Annotated in this window: 15 protein-coding genes, 1 tRNA gene and 1 pseudogene; 11 read left to right on the top strand and 6 right to left on the bottom strand. The window is 52.9% G+C overall.

Going from position 1 to position 13092, the window contains the following annotated elements; all coding sequences use genetic code 11:
- Positions 1-9: 9 nt before the first annotated feature.
- A pseudogene (locus M0D42_RS14670) lies at positions 10-410 on the bottom strand (transposase); the annotation flags it as partial.
- Between the two features lie 931 nt (positions 411-1341).
- Positions 1342-1418 (bottom strand) — tRNA-Arg (locus M0D42_RS14665).
- A 189-nt stretch (positions 1419-1607) separates the two neighbouring features.
- Between M0D42_RS14665 and M0D42_RS14660 the strand changes: the two genes are divergently transcribed.
- From M0D42_RS14660 to M0D42_RS14645, 4 genes are all read left to right on the top strand, one after another.
- Positions 1608-1838, top strand: a complete 231-nt coding sequence (locus M0D42_RS14660) for a hypothetical protein (RefSeq protein ID WP_265019351.1) — start codon at positions 1608-1610, stop codon at positions 1836-1838.
- 162 nt (positions 1839-2000) lie between these two features.
- Positions 2001-2786 (top strand): hypothetical protein, encoded by a 786-nt coding sequence (locus M0D42_RS14655; protein ID WP_265019350.1) that lies wholly within the window; start codon positions 2001-2003, stop codon positions 2784-2786.
- 78 nt (positions 2787-2864) lie between these two features.
- Complete coding sequence (gene aroC, locus M0D42_RS14650; protein ID WP_265019349.1) at positions 2865-3968, top strand: chorismate synthase; 1104 nt, start codon at positions 2865-2867, stop codon at positions 3966-3968.
- Positions 3968-4633, top strand: coding sequence for an HD domain-containing protein (locus M0D42_RS14645; protein WP_265019348.1), 666 nt, complete (start codon positions 3968-3970; stop codon positions 4631-4633). The genes aroC and M0D42_RS14645 overlap by 1 nt, the downstream gene beginning before the upstream one ends.
- Positions 4634-4637: 4 nt before the next feature.
- Here the strand turns inward: M0D42_RS14645 and M0D42_RS14640 are convergent, their stop codons facing one another.
- On the bottom strand, positions 4638-6140 hold the full coding sequence (locus tag M0D42_RS14640) for a malonate--CoA ligase (RefSeq protein ID WP_265019347.1): 1503 nt from the start codon (positions 6138-6140) through the stop codon (positions 4638-4640).
- A 130-nt stretch (positions 6141-6270) separates the two neighbouring features.
- Here M0D42_RS14640 and M0D42_RS14635 point away from each other — a divergent pair, with 130 nt between their 5' ends.
- Positions 6271-7194, top strand: coding sequence for a DMT family transporter (locus tag M0D42_RS14635; protein WP_265021169.1), 924 nt, complete (start codon positions 6271-6273; stop codon positions 7192-7194).
- Here M0D42_RS14635 and M0D42_RS14630 read toward each other — a convergent pair.
- Positions 7191-7631 carry a MarR family winged helix-turn-helix transcriptional regulator gene (locus M0D42_RS14630; protein WP_265019346.1) on the bottom strand — a complete coding sequence of 147 codons (441 nt, stop codon included), beginning with the start codon at positions 7629-7631 and terminating at the stop codon, positions 7191-7193. The two genes, M0D42_RS14635 and M0D42_RS14630, sit on opposite strands and share 4 nt — an antisense overlap.
- Before the next feature lie 109 nt (positions 7632-7740).
- Between M0D42_RS14630 and M0D42_RS14625 the strand changes: the two genes are divergently transcribed.
- Positions 7741-8169: an organic hydroperoxide resistance protein gene (locus tag M0D42_RS14625; protein WP_265019345.1), complete on the top strand. Its 429-nt coding sequence runs from the start codon at positions 7741-7743 to the stop codon at positions 8167-8169.
- Positions 8170-8229: 60 nt separating this feature from the next.
- Here the strand turns inward: M0D42_RS14625 and M0D42_RS14620 are convergent, their stop codons facing one another.
- Positions 8230-9099 (bottom strand): branched-chain amino acid aminotransferase, encoded by an 870-nt coding sequence (locus tag M0D42_RS14620; protein WP_265019344.1) that lies wholly within the window; start codon positions 9097-9099, stop codon positions 8230-8232.
- A 166-nt stretch (positions 9100-9265) separates the two neighbouring features.
- Between M0D42_RS14620 and M0D42_RS14615 the strand changes: the two genes are divergently transcribed.
- Together M0D42_RS14615 and M0D42_RS14610 are read left to right on the top strand one after the other, a co-directional pair.
- A complete protein-coding gene (locus tag M0D42_RS14615) occupies positions 9266-9760 on the top strand; it encodes a MarR family winged helix-turn-helix transcriptional regulator (protein ID WP_265019343.1) in 495 nt (164 codons plus the stop codon).
- Complete coding sequence (locus tag M0D42_RS14610; RefSeq protein ID WP_265019342.1) at positions 9760-10458, top strand: response regulator; 699 nt, start codon at positions 9760-9762, stop codon at positions 10456-10458. The genes M0D42_RS14615 and M0D42_RS14610 overlap by 1 nt, the downstream gene beginning before the upstream one ends.
- A gap of 3 nt (positions 10459-10461) precedes the next feature.
- Here M0D42_RS14610 and M0D42_RS14605 read toward each other — a convergent pair whose 3' ends face one another.
- Positions 10462-10998, bottom strand: a complete 537-nt coding sequence (locus tag M0D42_RS14605) for a hypothetical protein (protein ID WP_265019341.1) — start codon at positions 10996-10998, stop codon at positions 10462-10464.
- A 47-nt stretch (positions 10999-11045) separates the two neighbouring features.
- Here M0D42_RS14605 and M0D42_RS14600 point away from each other — a divergent pair, with 47 nt between their 5' ends.
- From M0D42_RS14600 to M0D42_RS14590, 3 genes are read left to right on the top strand one after another with little or no spacing between them, the layout of a single operon-like run.
- Positions 11046-11975 (top strand): histone deacetylase family protein, encoded by a 930-nt coding sequence (locus M0D42_RS14600; protein WP_265019340.1) that lies wholly within the window; start codon positions 11046-11048, stop codon positions 11973-11975.
- Positions 11972-12214 carry an exodeoxyribonuclease VII small subunit gene (locus tag M0D42_RS14595; protein ID WP_265019339.1) on the top strand — a complete coding sequence of 81 codons (243 nt, stop codon included), beginning with the start codon at positions 11972-11974 and terminating at the stop codon, positions 12212-12214. The genes M0D42_RS14600 and M0D42_RS14595 overlap by 4 nt, the downstream gene beginning before the upstream one ends.
- A gap of 1 nt (position 12215) precedes the next feature.
- Positions 12216-13085: a polyprenyl synthetase family protein gene (locus tag M0D42_RS14590; RefSeq protein WP_265019338.1), complete on the top strand. Its 870-nt coding sequence runs from the start codon at positions 12216-12218 to the stop codon at positions 13083-13085.
- Positions 13086-13092 lie beyond the last annotated feature (7 nt).

Below are 13092 nucleotides of genomic sequence, written 5' to 3'. Positions count from 1 at the left end.
CAGGTTTCCTAACGCCGAATCATCGGCCCGGCTCGATTGATATCGTACCATCGATCGATCCACATCGAGAGCAGAACACGCCCGACGCTGGCTTACCTGATGAACCTCCATCAGATGAGCCACCGTTTTCCGCTTGGCATCGGGCGTCACCACTTTTTTGCGTTCACATCCCGAAGCATGGAATTGTCCAGCATCTGTTCAGCCAACAGCTTCTTCAGCTTGGCGTTCTCAGCTTCCAATGCTCGAAGCTTCTTCGCATCCGAGGGTTCCATGCCGCCGTATTTGCTTTTGTACTTATAGAAAGTGCCTTGGCTGATCCCGTAGCGTCTGCAAACATCCGCTGTCTTCTCGCCAGCTTCCTGTTCCTTGATCATCTGAATGCTCTGTTCATCGGTGAATCGGGGCTTCATTTGTCCGTCCTTTTGTTGGGCGGACTCTACACAAAACTGGAGGAGATTCAGGGGCTCAGGTCATCGCCAATGGGCCCGGCGGGGCAAGTAGCGCCAAGAAACGAATATGTTCACACAACGCTGCACCTTAGCGTGAATGAACAGTTTTCCCGAAACACGGCAGCTTCTATTGCCGGGCGTTTCCCGCGATCTTCATACTCTGCACGCTCTAAATAGAGTGAATTCACAAGGCGGGCTTTTTCGCTTTGACTGCAAGCTTGCCAAACGTCCGCTGCGCACCAAGCTCAGAAATGCCTGAGCAACGAAAGTACTTTTTGTTGGGAAAAGGCGCACCGGATTCGCCTATTTCGACCAAGGTATTGCTGGCGTGTAGCGATAGATGCCGTACAACTTGGAACAAGGTCTCAAGGACCGCGGCCTGAATTAAAGCAAGGCCTTGATCCCGCTGGTAGGACACTCTGTAGTTGATGGTCGTCTTGTCACTGGGCCGAATCCAAATTCGGCCAGCGAAACTGCAAAAAACGTTTGAGGCAGTCATGGCAGCCTAGGCTCAAAGATTGAAGGCACGCGGGCGTCGGTTTCCATCGCAGTCATTGGCGCAACCACAGCGTAGGTTCGCTTTGTCCGCACAGCTGACCTTGGCACAAACCGCAGCGAAGGGCAGCTTTCCGCCCTTTTTGCGCATGCATACACTCTTGAAGCTGCAATCAAAGGCTACCGTCAATTTAGATACGAGCATCTCTTTGCGAGAGATGTCGCTGAGCAAAAATATTACGCTAGTAGGAGCTACACATCCGCTTGGGCAATTTTCGCCTCTAAATCAATGGTTTAACCAAGATCCACTCAGCCAAACCAACATTTTGCGCAGTCTTTGTTCTGCATTTTGCGCAGACATTTGGTTTTTTAGGCAGAAGGTAAGAAATTGCATCGGTGGCGACCCCGGCAGGATTCGAACCTGCAACCTGCCCCTTAGGAGGGGGCTGCTCTATCCAGTTGAGCCACGGGGCCGTCTCACATCTGAGTAAAACAATCCGCATCAGAGTTCAAAGTGCTTTTGCTCGGGCCGATAGGTCACGAAAATGCTCTCGGTCGTTCCCGAAAACGTGAAACGAATTCAAGGGCTTTCCTCTGGATTCTTTCTTCTCTGCCCCCCACATGACGGTCGTACGAGGGCAATTTTTGCAGAAAGGATTTGCTATGACTCGCAAGGCCTACGCACCCTTCTTGGCGGCAGCTATGATATCGCTTGTAACCTTTGCGCCGACAGCGCAGGCACACACAGCACAACAAGCGTTTGAAACACTTGAAATGATCTCTGGGGAAAAGCCAGACCTGTCTGTGCCTCAGGTTCAAAACCTGTCGATTCTGGTAGGATGGAATACTCAATCACTGGTCTTACCCGCTCTTCTCGCTCCTGCAGAAAAGTAGCGATGACACGCCTGAATTGAGAGATTCAACTCTAGCGGTTTCGACATTATGGTATAATTAACACGGCGTTAACTGAAACAGCCTGGGGTTATGAATTATGTTCATTAACCCTCTGTTTGCCCCTTAGCATCTCTTGCCAAACGCGAGAACACGGGGACAGAAATGTTTAAAGCTTGGACAATGGCGGCTGCGCTCTTTTTAGGTGCAACCGGCGCGGACGCATTTGACTTCAAATCAGGCGAGCTGACTCTTGGATACGGAAAGATGTCGCTGAATGATCTGACGGATGCCAAGGTCGACAACCTTCAGATCGGTGCGCGGACAAGCATTGGAATAGGCGAAGACGTCACCCTATCATTTGGCATCAATCACGCAGATTCTGAGCTGTTTTTTGATCGACTGACCGTTTTGAGCTTCTTAGCGCAGTATCAGATCAGTGATAGTTTCGGTCTTGGTGCGTTCTTTGATCAAACGCGCGTCGCTGACATGTATTCAAACGAAAAGATCAACCACTTTGGTCTTCAAGGCTCGTTGTACATAAATAACTTTGAACTCATGGGATTTGTCGGTCGAGGGCAGGATGAGTTTGATACAACCAGCAAGGTTTTTGGCATCAATGGTCAGTACGCGTTTGGCAACGGGTTGGATGCTGGGTTCTTTTTTATCCATGAAAGCTTTGATGGGGATGCGGACAAAGAATACGGCCTGAGTCTGGGATATTTGGTTTCCGGAGATAGTGCTGCGCCTATCCATTTCAATGCCTCAATTGGTCGTTCCGAAGGGATATTTGAATCAGCCAATCACATCCGCGCCTCCATCACCATTCCGCTTGGTGGCACCCCCTCACGCGGCACGCGCCAATTCCATCCCCATTCCGCGGAAATCAACATCGTTTCTAACTTCGGAGATATCTCAGGAGTTCGGGTAAGGTGCGCGTGTTCAACCTAATCGGGGTAGGCATTGCGTCTAAGGCTTTCCCCTCTGACACTTTGCAGATAAACGGGTCTCTGAAATAGGAGATCTGGCATGTCCGTGAATTCATTTGGCCATCTTTTTCGTGTGACCACCTGGGGCGAGAGCCACGGGTTAGCGCTGGGCGCGACCGTAGATGGCTGCCCGCCAAATGTTCCAGTTGATCCAGAGATGCTGCAGGTTTGGCTGGACAAGCGCCGCCCCGGACAGAACAAAAACACAACACAACGCAATGAACCGGATGCGGTGAAAATTCTGTCGGGGGTGTTTGACGGAAAAACCACTGGCACGCCTATTCAGCTGATGATCGAAAATACCGATCAGCGCAGCCGAGACTATGGCGAGATTTCTCAGACCTTTCGCCCTGGCCACGCGGATATCACCTATCACCTGAAATATGGCAACCGTGACTATCGCGGTGGTGGGCGCAGTTCCGCACGCGAGACTGCCGCACGTGTAGCCGCGGGCGGCGTGGCGCGCGAAGCCATCAAAGCACTGGCTCCAGGCGTTGAGATCAAGGGCTATATGACCCGCATGGGCGATGTTGAAATCGACCGTGAAGCATTTGATTGGGACGCGATTGAACAGAACGATTTCTGGATCCCAAACGGCCCGGATAAAGCAGCTGAATGGGAAGCCTATTTGCAGTCCCTGCGAAAGGCGCATGACTCTGTCGGTGCGGAAATTGAAGTTGTCGCGCGCGGAGTTCCAGCGGGCATTGGCGCGCCGGTTTATGGCAAGTTAGACACTGATTTGGCCGCTGCGATGATGTCGATCAACGCAGTGAAAGGTGTCGAGATTGGTGAAGGCATGGCCGCAGCGCGCCTGAAAGGTACGGAAAACGCGGACGAGATCTTTATGGGGCCAAATGGGCCTGAATACTCTTCCAACCATGCCGGTGGTATTTTGGGCGGCATCTCGACTGGACAAGACCTTGTTGTGCGCTTCGCGGTTAAACCAACTTCTTCCATTTTGACACCACGCCAATCGATCCGCATTGATGGCTCACCTATCGAAGTGGTCACCAAGGGTCGTCACGATCCATGTGTCGGCATACGTGCGGTGCCAGTCGCCGAAGCGATGATGGCTTGCGTTATCCTGGATCATTTGTTGCTGCATCGCGGTCAGATCGGCGAAAACCAAGGCACCATTGGCTAATGGAAGACCTGCGCGCGCAATTGCGCGAAGTAATCCGCAAGGAAATGGAACAAGACCCGGCTCATGATGTCTTGCATCTGGACCGGGTTTGGGCGCAAGCGCATCGCATTGCGATTGACGAAGGCAATGTAAATCTGCGGGTTCTGTTGGCTGCAGCCTATCTGCATGACCTTGTAAATCTGCCAAAAGATCATCCAAAGCGCAAACAAGCCTCGACAATGTCTGCCGAAAAAGCGGAGCCTATTCTGGCGCGACTTGGCTACTCCGAGGATGAAATCACTGCTGCTCAGCACGCCATCAAAGCCCACAGCTACTCTGCAAGAATCCCGCCCAAATCACCAGAAGCCATCATTCTACGCGATGCCGATCGGTTGGATGCGCTGGGTGCAGTTGGTATCGCCCGTACATTCATGGTGGCGGGCCAAATGGATCGCCCACTCGCAGATCCAATAGATCCTTTCGCAGCAGATCGCACACTGGATGATCAGCTTTGGTCAATCGACCACTGGCACCTCAAACTCCTGCAGCTTCCCAATGAAATGGTCACCCGAAAGGGACGAAAGATTGCGCGTAAACGTGCGCGATTGATGCTGGCCTATCTGAGGCAACTCGCCAAAGAAATGGACACAGAGCTACCAAGCCACTGGGCTGAGTTGCTGCAATAATCTCTTAGGCAAAGAGGTTAGCGTAGGTTTCTCTCAAAGCTTTTTTCTGCACTTTTCCCATCGTATTGCGCGGCAATGCATCAACGATGACAATCCTTTTGGGCTGTTTGAATTTCGCCAGTTCTGTCTCTAATTTAGCTGCGATGGCCTCTACAGTGGTACCCTGCTGCTCAGTCACCACAACGGCAACGACCCCTTCACCAAAGTCTTTGTGCGGCACACCGATAACGGCGCTTTCCTTCACGCCACCCATATCATCAATCAGACTCTCGACCTCTTTCGGATAAACGTTAAAGCCCCCGGTAATCACCAGGTCTTTCTCACGCCCAACAATGGTCACATAGCCATCCGCATCAATCCGAGCGAGGTCGCCAGTGATGAACCAGCCATCCTCCATGAGTTCCTCAGCCGTTTTTTCGGGCATTTTCCAGTAGCCCTTAAATACATTGGCCCCGCGCACCCAAAGAACACCGGTTTCGCCCGTTTCAAGCTCCTTCCCATCCAACATGATCTTCGCTTCAACGCCCGGTAAAGGAAAGCCAACTGTCCCCGCGCGTCGGTCTCCGTCATAGGGGTTTGATGTGCTCATATTGGTTTCTGTCATACCGTAACGTTCCAGAATTCGGTGACCGGTCCGTTCCTCCCATTTCTCATGCGTATCCACCAAAAGAGGCGCCGAACCAGAAATGAAGAGACGCATGTTGGCAGCACGTTCCTTGGTCAGTCGAGTGTCATCCAAAAGGCGCGTGTAGAAGGTTGGCACTCCCATCAAAGCAGTTGCCTTCGGCATTGCCTCCAATATCGCATCAGCATCAAATTTCGGCAGGAACACGATCGACGCCCCGGCTAAGAGGGCAACGTTTGTGGCCACGAAAAGACCGTGGGTGTGAAAGATCGGTAATGCGTGGATCAAAACATCATCCTGCGTGAATTGCCAATAATCCCGCAGCATCTCGGAATTGGACGCCAGATTGTTGTGGCTCAACATCGCACCTTTGGAGCGCCCTGTGGTTCCGGAGGTATAAAGGATTGCAGCCAAGTCATCGGCATCACGCGGTAAAGGTTCAAGCGGAACACAGCTTGAAACAATCTCTGAAAAGCTACCCTGCCCCTTCCTATCAAGCGTGACCACCGTTGCGTCTCTGGCAATCGCCCTAATCGGATCGGATTTTTGCGGATCACATACCACCACACGTGGCTTTGCATCACCAAGGAAGTAGTCCAATTCAGAAACGGTATAAGCGGTGTTCAGAGGCAAAAAGATACCCCCGGCCATTACAGTACCCAGATAGAGTTGTATGGACTCCATTGTCTTTTCCACCTGGACTGCAACCCTGTCCCCCGGACTTAAGCCCATGGACACAAGGGCTCCGGCTGCTTTAGCCGCGCCTTCAAACAATGCGCCAAAGGTCACTTCGCGACCGTCCTGCAAATACGCGAACACTTCGCCCTCTCGTCCGAAACTGGCAGTTTTCAATCGGGAAATGAGGTGATTGGACTCAGGCATCGTGGGCTCTCCAAAAAGCGTTGCCCTAATCTGCAAATTGAAGAGGAGGGCGCAAGACGGAAAAACGGCGCATCCTCTTGCCAATCTGTCCGCGAAGGTTACGATCCGCAGGCAATTTAAGAGACATGTTATGAACCCCACCAAAGGTATCTTGTGCAAGGTTTTTGCCTTGTTTCTGTTCGCGATTATGGCGTCGCTGATTAAGGCAACGACAGACCACGTGCCATCCTGGCAGGCCGTTTTCTTCAGGGCTTTCTTTGCCATGCCAATCATTCTGATTTGGCTGGCACAGCGAGGGGAATTACGCACAGGCCTAAAAGTCACCAACCCCTGGGGGCACTTTTGGCGAGGAGTTATCGGTACAACCGCTATGGCTCTGGGATTTGCAGGACTTGGCTTACTTCCGTTTCCGGAAGTCACAGCAATTGGTTTTGCATCACCCCTTCTGATTGTCGTGTTCGCCGCAGTTTTATTAGGTGAAAAGATTCGCTTGTTCCGTTTGAGTGCGGTTGCCTTCGGGTTGGTCGGTGTGGGTATTATCCTGTATCCGCGCATCAGCGTCTTTGACGAAGGTGGTGCAGAGTCACTTGCCCTTCTCGGTGCTATGTTTGCGCTAGGATCAGCTGCGTTCCGAGCTCTGGCTCAAATTCACATCCGTAAACTTGTCCAAACCGATCAGACTTCAGCAATTGTGTTTTATTTCTCGTTAACGACTACCTTGCTTGGGCTTTGCACCATTCCTTTTGGATGGGTTATGCCGACCGGAACAGAGTTTGCATTCCTCATCGGAGCCGGTCTCATCGGCGGGATTGCTCAGATATTCCTGACCAGCGGATACCGTTTCGCAGAGGCCTCTCTATTAGCACCGTTTGACTATTCATCGATGATCTTCGCAGTGTTGATCGGATATTTTATATTCTCTGAAATCCCAACGTCAGCGACCCTGTGGGGGTCCGCAGTCATTATCGGTGCTGGAATTGCCATTATTTGGCGCGAACATCAGTTGGGTCTGAAACGGGGAAAGGCGCGCCCTTCCGTCACCCCTCAAGGTTAATCTGTTGTATGCTGAGCGGCGCCCAACGCGCTGCTCAGGTGATCAATTTCCCGCTTAAGGTCTTTGGCCTCGTCTATTGTCATTCCAGAAGCAGCAATCACACAGCCAGTTACGTTTTCGGCTTTTTTTTGCAGGGCTTTTCCCTGCTCCGTGAGAGACACTATGACCGAACGCTCATCTTCGGGATTGCGCTGCCTCACAATCAGTCCGGCAGATTCCACGCGTTTCAAAAGAGGTGTGAGCGTGTTCGACTCCAAGCTTAGCTCTTGAGCCAACGCTTTGACGCTTTTGGAATCAGACTGCCACAGCGATACCAAAACGAGATATTGTGGGTAGGTCAGCCCCAATGGATCAAGCAAAGTGCGGTACACTTTCCCCATCGCCTGATGCGCGCGGAACAATGAAAAGCACAGGAGGTCGTCGATGCGGGTTTCCATGAATTTAGTTTAGATCGCGCACGAGTTAATCGCAAGCGGTTGACAAGTTCGATATGAGGGTATTTATATCGCACACGATATAATCGCCTCCGATATGAAGGAATATAGAATGGCAATTACACCAGCTTATCAAACTTCAGCCATTGCGACCGGTGGCCGCGACGGCAGCGCACGCACGGAAGATGGAAGTTTTGAAGTCACTTTGGCCGCCCCAACCGAGCTTGGTGGGACCGGTAAGGGCAATAATCCTGAACAACTCTTTGCAGCAGGTTACGCGGCTTGTTTTATCGGCGCGATGAAGTTTGCAACCACGCAAGACAAGACCCTGGCAAAGGTTCCTGAAGACGCCACAGTCAAGGCCACCGTTGGTATCGGCGCCCGCGAAGACAAAGGGTTTGGGCTGGTTGTTGCACTAGAAGTAAGGCTACCTGGAGTGAATCGCGATGAAGCTCAGCGTACAGTGGACGCCGGTCACACGATTTGCCCCTATTCCCACGCGGTTAACGGCAATATCGAAGTGACGACATCTATCGTCTAAGTATTCAAATTAAAAAGCGGGACCATTTGGCCCCGCTTTTAATAATGGTATTCAGAAAGCTTAAGCGCGAACAAGCGCTTCATAGCTTTCTGCGACATCGCGCGTGATATCACCAACTTCAAAGGTGTAATCACCGATTTGACCGACCGGGGTCACCTCTGCTGCAGTACCGGTCAACCAGCACTGTTCGAAGCTCGCGAGTTCTTCAGGCATAATGTGACGCTCGTTCACGGTGATGCCTTTGTCTTTCAGCATCTGAATGATGGTCTGACGCGTGATACCGTTCAGGATCGCGTCAGGAATTGGGGTGTGTACCTCACCGTCTTTCACAAAGAAGACGTTTGCACCGGTCGCCTCGGCAACATAGCCGCGATAGTCATAAAACAGCGCGTCAGAGCAGCCTTTGGCTTCTGCCGCATGTTTGGACATGGTGCAGATCATGTAAAGACCCGCTGCTTTTGCAGCTGTTGGGATGGTTTCCGGGCTTGGGCGTTTCCACTTGGCGATGTCGAGTTTCGCACCCTTCATCTTGGCGTCGCCGTAATAGGCACCCCATTCCCAGCAAGCCACAGCCATGCGAACCGGATTTTTGGAAGACGCAACACCCATGTCCTCACCCGCACCACGCCATGCAACAACGCGCACATAGGCGTCTTTGAAGCCATTGGCCTCCAGCGCGTCGTATTTGGCCTGTTCGATCTCTTCCACAGTGTAGGGGATCGGCATGTCCAAAAGCTCGCCAGATTTCAAAAGGCGCTCAGAATGTTCAACGCTCTTGAAAATCTTTCCATTGTACGCACGCTCGCCTTCAAATACCGAACTCGCATAGTGCAGCGCATGGGTCAAAATATGGACATTGGCCTCACGCCATTCCACCAGTTTGCCATCCAACCAAATCTTACCGTCGCGATCGTCGTAAGAACCTGCCATGGTCCACCTTCTTGTCTCAGAATTCCAAATGTTGCGCAACTTAGGGCCGATCCGGTCACATAGTTACGCAGAAACTGGCATTCGCTACCAATTCACTCTTGGAGTGTCAACAAGGCTGACTTAATGTGAACGCTAAAGGACAAAACCAGCGAGCGGGTATTGTAACATGGGTGAGCCATTTGGCAGCGAAAGGCTGTTTCTGACAGATGAGCAGATACGGCAAGGCATTGAAGCCATGTATTTTGCCTATCGGGGCCTAACCACAGAGCCTGATCGAATTCTTGCGACCATGGCCTACGGACGTGCTCACCACCGCGCAATCCACTTCATCAATCGCGCACCCGGCACGACTGTGACAAATCTTTTGGAAATTCTTGGGGTAACCAAGCAGTCTCTCAACCGCGTACTTCGTACTTTGATTGAAGACGGACTTGTTGAAAGCCGGGTTGGCAAGATCGACAAGCGGGAAAGAAACCTCTTTTTAACGGAGGCGGGCACCGCGCTAGAGGTTCGTCTCTCTGACGCCCAGCGCACGCGTATGCGCGCCACCTATCGCGAGGCTGGCCCTGAAGCTGTTGCTGGCTTCCGCAAAGTGCTTGAAGCGATGATGGATAATGAGCTGCACCGCAAATACCAATCTCTGCGGGAAGGGAACTCCTGATGGATCTACAACCGCATCTTTTAATCGTTGATGATGACGAACGCATTCGTGGCCTGCTGCAGAAATTCCTGATCCGAAATGGGTTTTTGGTCTCCGCGGCACGGGATGCAGCACATGCACGCCGCATCCTAGAAGGGCTTGATTTCGACATGATCGTGCTCGATGTGATGATGCCGGGTGAGGATGGCGTAAGCCTGACAAAGGCCATCCGTGAAACCTCGGCAACACCGATCATGCTGCTAACCGCCAAGGGTGAAACCGAAGATCGGATTGCAGGTTTAGAAGCTGGCGCCGATGACTACCTCTCCAAACCGTTCGAACCCAAAGAACTACTGTTGCGCATCAACGCAATCCTACGTCGTGTGCCGGATGCTGGTGATGTTGACACCACACCGAAGTTCCTGATCCTCGGCCCGATCCGATATGACATCGAGCGCGGTGAGATGTGGCAGGGCGAAGACCTCGTGCGTTTGACCGCCACGGAAAGCCAGTTGATGAAGATATTCTCGGCCACCCCGGGCGAACCGATCAGCCGGGCGAAGCTTGTTGAAGACCTCGGTCGCGACCGTGGTCAGGCTCAGGAACGCGCTGTGGATGTTCAGATCACGCGCCTGCGCCGGAAGATAGAAACAGACCCGAAACAACCACGGTACCTGCAAACCGTACGCGGCGCGGGCTACATGCTCGCACCAGACTAACGCTCAGCTGATCTCACAGGCGTCAGGCAAGGACGCATCAAGTGACCAATCGGTAACTTTCGGAGCACCGACCGGAACGCGGAACCATTTGGGAGCCTGTTCACCCAATTCGGTGACGCCTTTGCCGGTCAGTAAGTTCACATCACAAGTGCCGTAGGCCTCCAAGTCAAGCGTATCGCGCCACTGATAGGTAACACCTGCGACGCGGAATGCCTCTTTGCGGTAAGCCAAGGTCAGGGTTTGCCGCCAACGATGCCGACAACAGCCCTCGTTTTGCGAAATCACTCGTACAGACCCGTTTGGCGCCAGCTCCAGCCCCGGCTCTTGTCCGTAAAGCCCGCCTTTCCAAACAATATCGACGGCTTCGATGGTCGCCGTCCCGTCTTCGGTGATTTGCAGCGTTACGATATTCTCGTCGTCGACCAACAATTCGTAGACTTCCGAAACGCCATTGCCATTCAAGTCCGATGACAGCTTCATTTGCATTTCCGCCAAAGCAGGCCCTGCGAGGAAAATCAGAAAGAGCGACAATATTCTCATAATTCAATCCTTGCTTCGGCGACAAAGATGCGGCTTTGATGCCGCCCATGACCACTGCACTTTACACACATTCCGATTGTCTTGACCACGTAACGCCAGCGGGCCACCCAGAGCAAGTTGCGCGGCTCGAACACATCAATGCCGCCCTTGCTGGGTTTCCTCAGCTTGAGCGCCGAGAAGCCCCTGAATGTCAGGACGAAGACATTCTTCTTTGCCACCCTCAGGACTATCTGGAAATGGTCACAGCGGCCGCCCCCAAGGAGGGTTGGCGTTCGCTGGATGCAGACACACATATGTCGCCCGGCAGCCTGTTAGCCGCCCGTCGCGCAGTTGGGGCAAATGTCGCTGCGGTGGATGCGGTGATGGCTGGCGATGTCAAAAACGCTTTTGTGGGATGTCGCCCACCAGGTCACCATGCGGAGCAATCCACACCCATGGGCTTCTGCTTGTTTGGGAATGTCGCGATTGCCGCAAAACACGCGATGGAACGGCATGGTTTGGAACGTGTGACCATCGTGGATTTTGACGTTCACCATGGCAACGGCACGCAGGCGCTCCTGTGGAACGAACCCCGAGTACAGTTCTTCTCAAGCCACCAAAGCCCTCTTTGGCCGGGATCAGGACACGAAAATGAAACTGGTGGTCACAACAACATCTGGAACTTCCCGCTTGATCCGCACTCGGGTGGCCAAGACATGCGTCGCGTTTATGAAAACGAGATTTTCCCAGCCATTGACCGCTACGCGCCGGAACTGATCCTGATCTCTGCCGGATTTGACGCCCATATGGCTGACCCATTGGCTAATCTGAATTGGCAAACAGAAGATTTCGCCTGGTTGACCGAGAAGCTCTGCGACCTTGCGTCCAAGCACTGCGAGGGGCGCGTTGTCTCGACTCTTGAGGGCGGATATGATCTGACAGCTCTGGCGGCCTCTGTGGCTGCCCATGTTAAAGTTTTGATGGAGAAAAGCGCATGAGCGAGACGCCTGTTGCTGAAATGAGCTTCGAAGCGGCGATGGCCGAGCTGGAGCAAGTTGTGAACAAGCTGGAACGCGGCGATGTGGCGCTGGAAGATTCCATCAAGCTTTATGAACGCGGTGCAGAATTGAAAGCGCGCTGCGAAGCCAAGCTGAAGGAAGCCGAAGAAAAAGTGGCTGCCATCACTCTGGATGCAAATGGCGAACCCAATGGGTTGAAGCCGGTCGAAGGTCTCTAAAATGTTCAAAAACCGGTTGATGGAATGCGCGGCGCAGGTGCAGCTGCATCTGGATTCTGTGATGGTTCCGATGGGCGAAATGCCAGTCGTTCAGGCGATGCGCTATGCCAGCCACGGCGGCAAACGCCTGCGGGCCTTTCTGGTACTGGAAAGCGCGCGCCTGCATGGCATTTCAGCAGATCAGGCGATTTGGCCAGCGGCTGCGATTGAGGCCATGCATGCCTATTCACTGGTGCATGATGATCTGCCGTGCATGGATGACGATGACATGCGCCGGGGCCAACCGACCGTCCACGTAAAGTGGAACGAAGAAACCGCTGTTCTGGCCGGGGACGCTCTGCAATCTCTCGCATTTGAATTGGCTTCAAACGAGCAATGCTCGCCAAAAGCAGAGGTACGCGCTGAACTTGCACTGACACTGGCGCGTGCTGCTGGCGCGCAGGGCATGGTTCTGGGACAGGCGCTTGATATGGCGGCTGAGACATCTGAAACACCATTCACATTGGAACAGATTACCGAGCTGCAAGAAGGTAAGACCGGCGCACTTTTTGGTTGGTCCGCCATGGCGGGTGCCCGTATAGCACAAGCTGACACAGCTCCCTGGGCAGAATATGCCAAAGGCTTGGGTCTTGCGTTCCAGATTTGGGACGACGTTCTAGATATCGAAGGCGACGCAGAAACTGTCGGCAAAGCGGTCGGCAAAGATGCCGATGCTGGCAAAGCCACCTTCGTGTCGCTGCTGGGTTTGGAGACTGCCAAAAATCGCGCGAAAGAGCTTATCGACCAAAGCTGCGCTGCTTTGGACCCCTTTGGCAGCGAAGCGGATATACTACGGGACGTTGCGCGATTCGTGATCGCGCGGGACAAGTAGAATAGGG

The sequence above is a fragment of the Cognatishimia activa genome, assembly GCF_026016445.1.
Taxonomy (GTDB): Bacteria; Pseudomonadota; Alphaproteobacteria; order Rhodobacterales; family Rhodobacteraceae; genus Cognatishimia; species Cognatishimia activa_B.
Note: the sequence above shows the minus strand (reverse complement) of the source record. Positions and strands in the feature narration are given on the sequence as shown.

Bases quoted from the DNA above. Each gene is read 5' to 3' on its own strand.
- M0D42_RS14660 (WP_265019351.1), top strand. From the start codon at position 1,608: ATGACTCGCAAGGCCTACGCACCCTTCTTGGCGGCAGCTATGATATCG.
- M0D42_RS14655 (WP_265019350.1), top strand. From the start codon at position 2,001: ATGTTTAAAGCTTGGACAATGGCGGCTGCGCTCTTTTTAGGTGCAACC.
- aroC (WP_265019349.1), top strand. From the start codon at position 2,865: ATGTCCGTGAATTCATTTGGCCATCTTTTTCGTGTGACCACCTGGGGC.
- M0D42_RS14645 (WP_265019348.1), top strand. From the start codon at position 3,968: ATGGAAGACCTGCGCGCGCAATTGCGCGAAGTAATCCGCAAGGAAATG.
- M0D42_RS14640 (WP_265019347.1), bottom strand. From the start codon at position 6,140: ATGCCTGAGTCCAATCACCTCATTTCCCGATTGAAAACTGCCAGTTTC.
- M0D42_RS14635 (WP_265021169.1), top strand. From the start codon at position 6,271: ATGAACCCCACCAAAGGTATCTTGTGCAAGGTTTTTGCCTTGTTTCTG.
- M0D42_RS14630 (WP_265019346.1), bottom strand. From the start codon at position 7,631: ATGGAAACCCGCATCGACGACCTCCTGTGCTTTTCATTGTTCCGCGCG.
- M0D42_RS14625 (WP_265019345.1), top strand. From the start codon at position 7,741: ATGGCAATTACACCAGCTTATCAAACTTCAGCCATTGCGACCGGTGGC.
- M0D42_RS14620 (WP_265019344.1), bottom strand. From the start codon at position 9,099: ATGGCAGGTTCTTACGACGATCGCGACGGTAAGATTTGGTTGGATGGC.
- M0D42_RS14615 (WP_265019343.1), top strand. From the start codon at position 9,266: ATGGGTGAGCCATTTGGCAGCGAAAGGCTGTTTCTGACAGATGAGCAG.
- M0D42_RS14610 (WP_265019342.1), top strand. From the start codon at position 9,760: ATGGATCTACAACCGCATCTTTTAATCGTTGATGATGACGAACGCATT.
- M0D42_RS14605 (WP_265019341.1), bottom strand. From the start codon at position 10,998: ATGAGAATATTGTCGCTCTTTCTGATTTTCCTCGCAGGGCCTGCTTTG.
- M0D42_RS14600 (WP_265019340.1), top strand. From the start codon at position 11,046: ATGACCACTGCACTTTACACACATTCCGATTGTCTTGACCACGTAACG.
- M0D42_RS14595 (WP_265019339.1), top strand. From the start codon at position 11,972: ATGAGCGAGACGCCTGTTGCTGAAATGAGCTTCGAAGCGGCGATGGCC.
- M0D42_RS14590 (WP_265019338.1), top strand. From the start codon at position 12,216: ATGTTCAAAAACCGGTTGATGGAATGCGCGGCGCAGGTGCAGCTGCAT.